The 5,592-nt window shown below is 64.1% G+C and carries 9 protein-coding genes and 1 tRNA gene; 2 read left to right on the top strand and 8 right to left on the bottom strand.

Going from position 1 to position 5,592, the window contains the following annotated elements; genetic code table 11:
• A partial coding sequence (locus QZY44_RS04395) for a penicillin-binding transpeptidase domain-containing protein (protein WP_295442770.1) occupies positions 1–1,038 on the top strand: 1,038 nt, incomplete at its 5' end.
• Here the strand turns inward: QZY44_RS04395 and QZY44_RS04390 are convergent.
• The gene (locus tag QZY44_RS04390) at positions 1,039–1,929 is read right to left on the bottom strand and encodes a DUF6279 family lipoprotein (RefSeq protein WP_295442768.1); all 891 of its coding nucleotides are present in this window, start codon (positions 1,927–1,929) and stop codon (positions 1,039–1,041) included. It abuts the gene before it with no gap.
• Between the two features lie 33 nt (positions 1,930–1,962).
• Here QZY44_RS04390 and QZY44_RS04385 point away from each other — a divergent pair, with 33 nt between their 5' ends.
• Complete coding sequence (locus QZY44_RS04385) at positions 1,963–2,439, top strand: MOSC domain-containing protein (RefSeq protein WP_295442766.1); 477 nt, start codon at positions 1,963–1,965, stop codon at positions 2,437–2,439.
• A gap of 87 nt (positions 2,440–2,526) precedes the next feature.
• Here the strand turns inward: QZY44_RS04385 and QZY44_RS04380 are convergent.
• The 7 genes from QZY44_RS04380 to QZY44_RS04350 form a co-directional block, all read right to left on the bottom strand.
• Positions 2,527–2,603, bottom strand: a tRNA-Met gene (locus QZY44_RS04380).
• 845 nt (positions 2,604–3,448) lie between these two features.
• Complete coding sequence (locus QZY44_RS04375; protein WP_295442764.1) at positions 3,449–3,796, bottom strand: hypothetical protein; 348 nt, start codon at positions 3,794–3,796, stop codon at positions 3,449–3,451.
• Positions 3,797–3,827: 31 nt separating this feature from the next.
• The gene (locus tag QZY44_RS04370) at positions 3,828–4,199 is read right to left on the bottom strand and encodes a hypothetical protein (RefSeq protein ID WP_295442762.1); all 372 of its coding nucleotides are present in this window, start codon (positions 4,197–4,199) and stop codon (positions 3,828–3,830) included.
• Between the two features lie 247 nt (positions 4,200–4,446).
• Complete coding sequence (locus QZY44_RS04365; protein ID WP_295442761.1) at positions 4,447–4,671, bottom strand: hypothetical protein; 225 nt, start codon at positions 4,669–4,671, stop codon at positions 4,447–4,449.
• Entirely contained in the window at positions 4,655–4,963 is a 309-nt protein-coding gene (locus tag QZY44_RS04360) for a hypothetical protein (RefSeq protein ID WP_295442760.1), read from the bottom strand. The genes QZY44_RS04365 and QZY44_RS04360 overlap by 17 nt, the downstream gene beginning before the upstream one ends.
• Positions 4,947–5,183: a hypothetical protein gene (locus QZY44_RS04355; RefSeq protein ID WP_295442758.1), complete on the bottom strand. Its 237-nt coding sequence runs from the start codon at positions 5,181–5,183 to the stop codon at positions 4,947–4,949. The genes QZY44_RS04360 and QZY44_RS04355 overlap by 17 nt, the downstream gene beginning before the upstream one ends.
• Positions 5,180–5,572: a DUF5681 domain-containing protein gene (locus QZY44_RS04350; RefSeq protein ID WP_295442756.1), complete on the bottom strand. Its 393-nt coding sequence runs from the start codon at positions 5,570–5,572 to the stop codon at positions 5,180–5,182. Before QZY44_RS04350 ends, QZY44_RS04355 begins: the two co-directional genes overlap by 4 nt.
• Positions 5,573–5,592: the final 20 nt, after the last annotated feature.

The raw sequence follows: 5,592 nt of genomic DNA, 5'->3' as shown, positions 1-5,592 counted from the left end.
GGCTCCAGCTTCAAGCCGTTCATCTATGCCTCGGCCCTGAACAAGGGCTGGACGCCGGTCAGCATCGTCAAAGATACGGCGATCAGGATCGGGGACTGGACACCGCAGGACTCCGACCGTCGGGAGCTTGGGGCGATCCCCATGCGTAAGGCCCTGGCCCTGTCACGTAACCTGGCCGCCATCAACCTCTTGCAAAGTGTCGGCGTCGACTATGCCGCCCGTTTTGCCCGCCGCTTCGGTTTCGAACTCGATCCCAAGGTGCTCGGACCCTCCATGGCACTGGGGACCGCCGAGACCTCGCCGATGAAGATGGCGGAGGCCTATGCGGTCTTCGCCAACGGCGGTTATCATGTCCTGCCCTACTATATCTCGCGCATCGAAAACGCCAACGGGGACGTGATCTACCAGGCGGAACCGCCGCACGCCTGCGCGGACTGCTGGTATCGCACCGGCCCCGACAAACCGGCCCGGACCACCGGCACCGCCGCGGCTAACCTGGCCGAGCAGGTCATAGACCCACGCATCGCCTACCAGATGACCTCCATGCTGCGGGGTGTCGTCGAACATGGGACCGCTACCCGGGCGCTGCGCCTGGGTCGCTCCGACATCGTCGGCAAGACCGGCACCACCAACGACATCCGCGACTCCTGGTTCTGCGGCTTCCAGGCCGACTTTGTCACCGTGGCCTGGATGGGCTTCGACGACAATGAAAAACTCGGCCGCGGTGAGGAGGGTGGTCGGGCGGCCTTGAGCATGTGGACCGATTACATGGAGACGGCACTGAAGGACAAGCCGGTGGCGACGCTCGAGGCGCCCCCGGGAATGGTCAAGGTGAAAGTCGACGGCCGCCATGGGGTCGAGACCAAGTCCAGCACCGGCTCGACCGAGGAGGTGATGGAGGAATACCGGCTGATGCTGATGGGCCCGGAGCCGGGGGCCGACACGGGTCCGGCGACCGCGCCGAAGAAAAAGGCGGTGGCCAAGCCCGCCGCGAAAAAGGGCGGCGGCGCGCCCAGGTCGGTGGATGACCTGTTCTGATCAGGCGCGACAACTCACCGGCACCAGGCGGGGGGCATTCTGGAGATGCATGAAGGCGTCCCGCAGGGATATGAGTCGGTTATTCAGGTACTTGCGCTGAGCCGAATCGAGACTGGCACCGAGACGGATCAGGAGTGTCTCCACGGTCTTGCCCAATTGCTCCTCAGCGCTCACGAGCGCAGGCGTCAGGTCCCGATAATCGACCAACCAGGCCGTCAGGAAATCCCGGAGCGCGGCCTCGTCCGCCCGCGCGCGCAACAGCCTGATCAGCTCGTTGCGCTTCTGCGTGCGGTACTCAAGGACCGCCACCGTGGTGTCCGGCATCGGGGCGCTCACCTCCTCCACCAACGCGCGTTGCGAGGCCCGCAGGGGCCCCGTCCATTCCTCGATCCGCTCGATGTAACGCCCGGTGCGCTTGCGCACCTGCCGGGCGCTGTCGCGCAACTCGGGGCGGTTGCGAGCCTTCGCATACTGTGCCGCGAAGTTCGCATCGAGCCCGCGCACCTGCGCCGGAGTCAACTGGGCGAGCAGGGGTGCGGCGGCCCCCACGGCGAGCCTGGCATGGCGCCGGTAGAGGTCGACAAAGGCGCTGGTGAGGCAGCGTGCATTGTTGGCGTTGAAGCCTTCGCTACTGGCCTTGTAGAAGGCCTCGAAGAAGCCCGCAAGTTGGGGCAACTCCGTGACGCGATGGGTGTCGAGCATGGCGGTGAGGCGCGGCTCCCACTGAGTCAACTGGTCGCTGTCCAGGGCCAGATAGCTGTCGACGTAGCGTTTGATCAAGAAGGGCGCCGTCCCGTAGGCGAGCTGGATGGCGCTGCATCCGGGCAGAATCACCAGGGTCGCGAGCAGTGTCAGGAGCAGCGTGCGGGTGAAAGCGCGAGGCCTGTTCATGGTGGCTGATACCTGGGTTATGGGGGAATAAGCGTGGTCGTTCTGGAATCGCTCAAGGGGAACTTTCCCCGACACGGACGCATCGAATGGATCGGGGTGCGTCCACGCAAACACGCCGCGGTCATCGCCCGCCTGGAGGTCTGCGCTCAGGTCGGTGCCGGACTGGCTGGCGACCATTATGGCGGGGCCAGCGGCGCCCGAGGCATTACCCTGATGCAATCCGAGCACTTGGCCGTGATGGGCGCGCTCTTGGGTGAACCGCCATTGGACCCGGCCCGATTGCGGCGCAACTTGGTCGTCTCCGGCCTCAACCTGGCGGCATTGCAGGGCCGTCAGTTCAAGGTCGGCGAGGCCCTGCTCCAGGGTACCGGACTCTGTCACCCCTGCGCCCGCATGGAGGCCATATTGGGTCCGGGGGGCTACAACGCCATGCGTGGTCACGGCGGGCTCAATGCCCGCGTCTTGAGTGGCGGGCTGATCCGGGTGGGGGACGTGGTGGCGGCCTGCTGAGCGGCTTGGTCAGGGCGCGTGACGGCGCGGATACAATCTTCAGGCAAAAGAAAAGCCGCTCCAGGCGGCTGTTCTTCTTATCGTTTTTGGTGGCTACACCAGGATTTGAACCGGGGACCCCCGCATTATGAGTGCGGTGCTCTAACCAGCTGAGCTATGTAGCCAAGAGCCCGGTAGTTTAGTGACACGGGCACCGGGAGTCAACCCACACGCGCTGCTGCCAACGCCGCCGCGCCGCTAAACGTTAAACGGGTAGTCTTGCCTGCAAGCCTTGCCGTTGCTTGATTCTCGTTTCGTGTCCGCCATTTTGTACCCGCTTTTGTACCCGCTTTTGTCGTCGCTTGGGGCTTTCCGCACCCTGGGGGGCTGCCAGATGCACCGCTCCCGGCAGGGTGCCGCCGTCCCCTGGGAACCATCGCCGACGTTGCCGCTCGTCACCCGGTGGAAGCCAGCCGGCAGGATCGTGCGGACCTCGACAAGCCGGATTTGAAAGCCGACTTCCGTGAAGGGTGATTTTGAACGTGCGACCCTTGCGCTTGTGGCGAAATGGTTTCCGCATATGCGGAACTCATTTTCTGTAGGTCGATTCTGAACAGCGACCCTTGCGCTTGTGGTGAAGTCAGCCGGGTATTCCCGTTGCTGAAACGATAATCAGCCGTGACGGTAGCGCCACCATTGGTGGATGTACCGCGTGTGTACCGCTCAATTCCCACCATTGGTGGAAGTTGGATCGCCGGTAGTCCCTCAATCTGAGGATGTACCGCGCGTGTGCGCCATGGTGGGGCCGCCCTTGAAACCAAGGGCGCTGATCCCGCTACCCTCAGTTGAGCTTAGGGTAGCAGGCTCAGTGACTTGCAGGGCCGCAAGCCGATGATTTGACAGTCCCCAGATTTGGGGAGGGCACCAAAGACCTCGAACAGCCGGCGGGCGTTGTAAACACTGCGCTGCGAGGTGTCAGCAAAATTTGTGGACACCCACCTTCCAAACCGCGCATCAGGATTAGGCCCTATCACCCCGCAGTCGGGATTTCTTCGGCGTCCATGGCCTCGATCAGTTCTGGCACCCCGTCACGGCAGACCCGGTTGACGCGCTCCATGGTCCCGAAGGAGTAGCCGACTTGGGCGGCTACCTTGTCGCGGGTTTTTCCGGCTTCTCCCGGTGGTGTTAATTTAACACCACCGGCGAGCACCTTGTTTTGCTTCAAGTTTGCGATCCCCGCCTTCCTCCTCTCCTTCGCCGCCTCCTTCTCGAACCCGCTGATCATCGCCATCATCGCCCGCGCTTCCAGGTGCGTGAACGGCTCCCGGCAAGTGTTCTCGTCGCGCTCCATGCGTAGGGCAAAGAAAAGCCCGCACACGGCGGGCTCGGTGGACGGGAGCGGTCAGTGGTCAGGCGGCTATCGCGTCCCGCTCCTGCAACATGCGATCCACAGCATCCATGGCGCGCCACCCCTTGAGCGTGACGCGCACCCGCCGCAGCCGTCGGCCACCATAGGGGGCGCCAGTCCGGCCGCGGGTCGGTCGCGCGATCTCGACAAGGCCGAACTCCACCATCGCCGGGATGCACTCGTCATCGCACTGTTCGGCGCGGGGCGTCCGGCTCAAGACACCGCTAAGAAATGCAGCGGCCAGGTAGTCACGCACTGCAATGCGCAGCTCGATTGGCTTGTCGGCTAAGAGCCCCGCCAAGGCAGCAAGTCCGGCGTCGTGTTCGGCGTCGCTGGCGTCGGTGGTCAAGGGGGAGGTGTTCGTGGTCGTCATGGGGTCAATCTCCGGTTGCTGGCGATTGACCGCGGAAGGGCGGGCATAGGCACGACAGACGGACTCCGGGCGGGGTCCTGGCAGTCACCACGACGGACGCCAGATAGCGGGCCGGGGTGCTGTACAATCTGTAGTGCCGGTGCTCAACCGTGTTCGCGGTCGGGCTTTGCCCCGGGTGGTCTCGTAAACCTCCGGGGACGGCGCCAATCTTGCGCCAAGTCCCGCCGTCCCTGCAAGACCCACGTCGTCAAGCCGTCGCCTGATCTTCCGCGCATAGCCGCCGCGGGCCGCTCCCGAGTTGCGCGACCCGAGCGCGGGCTTCCTCGGGCGTCATCCGTCCGTCGCCTATCGACTCAAGGATTATCCGACACTCTGCCCGTTCCTCCCGGGTCAAACCGCTGAAATCGGGCTTGTACTGAATGGGGGTGGACTGCTCCAGTGCCTCAATCCGTCGTTCAATGGGTTTGCTCATGGTGCCTCGCGAGTACGCGCTTGCGAGCGGCCAGGATCGAGTCAGCGAGCGACAGCAGCGTGACTGCGCCGGGCTTAAGCTTTGCCGCGTCCATCGCTGCGGCTTTGGCGCGTCCCTCGAACTCGTCGGCCGTCTCGCTCGGCTCTCGGTGCAGGGTGATCCCGTCAAATTCGGCTTGTGTGGTCTCGCGGGTGGGTGCGCCGGGGGCGATAAACCGAAGAACCATTAAGATGGGGTCCATCGTGCTGGTCGCCTCCAGGGCCTCGATGCGTCGCTCAATTGGCTTGGGCATTGGTGGTTCCTCTCGTGTCTTGGTGGTCGGTCGTGGGGTAGAGTTTCCTGGTTAGACGCTCAATCTCGGCGTCTATCTCCGGGTCGGGAGGCAGCGCGGCACATATCGGGCGAAGGCGCGCGAACTCCGCCTCAAGCTCTGCGTCGCTCATCTTGCGCACGTCCTTATGGGCGGCGTCGCCAGCCTCGAGGATTTCCACTCTGGTTCTGATCGGTTTCATTTCTTCTGCTCCAGCGCCGCGACGCGGCTTTCCAGTTCGGTGATCTCTTTCACTCGGGCCAGTGCCGACAAGACCCCGGCTAAATCGCTGGCTTGGTCGGTGCCGATGCTCCCGTCTGTCAGGGCCGCCAGCACGGCGCCGGACGCTTGGCTAAGGTCATCGCCAAGGGGCACTGCCACGGGGGCCGCAGTGGGCCGCAGGGCGGGCAAGGCGCGGTCCATCAGCAGCCGCGCGGCCTGAACATCGCCAGCCTTGGCCTGTTCTACCAGCGCGGCAACGATCTCGGGCAGGTCTTTTGCGATGGCGTCGCGCAACTTTCCTGCCTTGGTCAGTGTCCCCGGCTTCCTCCCCCGTGGGTTGCCGCTGGCTCCGGGCTTGAACTGTGTCATGGGCGTTTTTCCTCTGCTAT

Origin of the sequence: uncultured Thiodictyon sp. (assembly GCA_903837595.1) — a bacterium.
GTDB lineage: Bacteria > Pseudomonadota > Gammaproteobacteria > Chromatiales > Chromatiaceae > Thiodictyon.
This window is presented reverse-complemented; position numbering and strand designations above follow the sequence as displayed.

Excerpts from the sequence above, each read along its gene's own strand:
- QZY44_RS04360 (WP_295442760.1), bottom strand. The coding sequence starts at position 4,963 with ATGCCCAAGCCAATTGAGCGACGCATCGAGGCCCTGGAGGCGACCAGC.
- QZY44_RS04365 (WP_295442761.1), bottom strand. The coding sequence starts at position 4,671 with ATGAGCAAACCCATTGAACGACGGATTGAGGCACTGGAGCAGTCCACC.
- QZY44_RS04355 (WP_295442758.1), bottom strand. The coding sequence starts at position 5,183 with ATGAAACCGATCAGAACCAGAGTGGAAATCCTCGAGGCTGGCGACGCC.
- QZY44_RS04370 (WP_295442762.1), bottom strand. The coding sequence starts at position 4,199 with ATGACGACCACGAACACCTCCCCCTTGACCACCGACGCCAGCGACGCC.
- QZY44_RS04390 (WP_295442768.1), bottom strand. The coding sequence starts at position 1,929 with ATGAACAGGCCTCGCGCTTTCACCCGCACGCTGCTCCTGACACTGCTC.
- QZY44_RS04350 (WP_295442756.1), bottom strand. The coding sequence starts at position 5,572 with ATGACACAGTTCAAGCCCGGAGCCAGCGGCAACCCACGGGGGAGGAAG.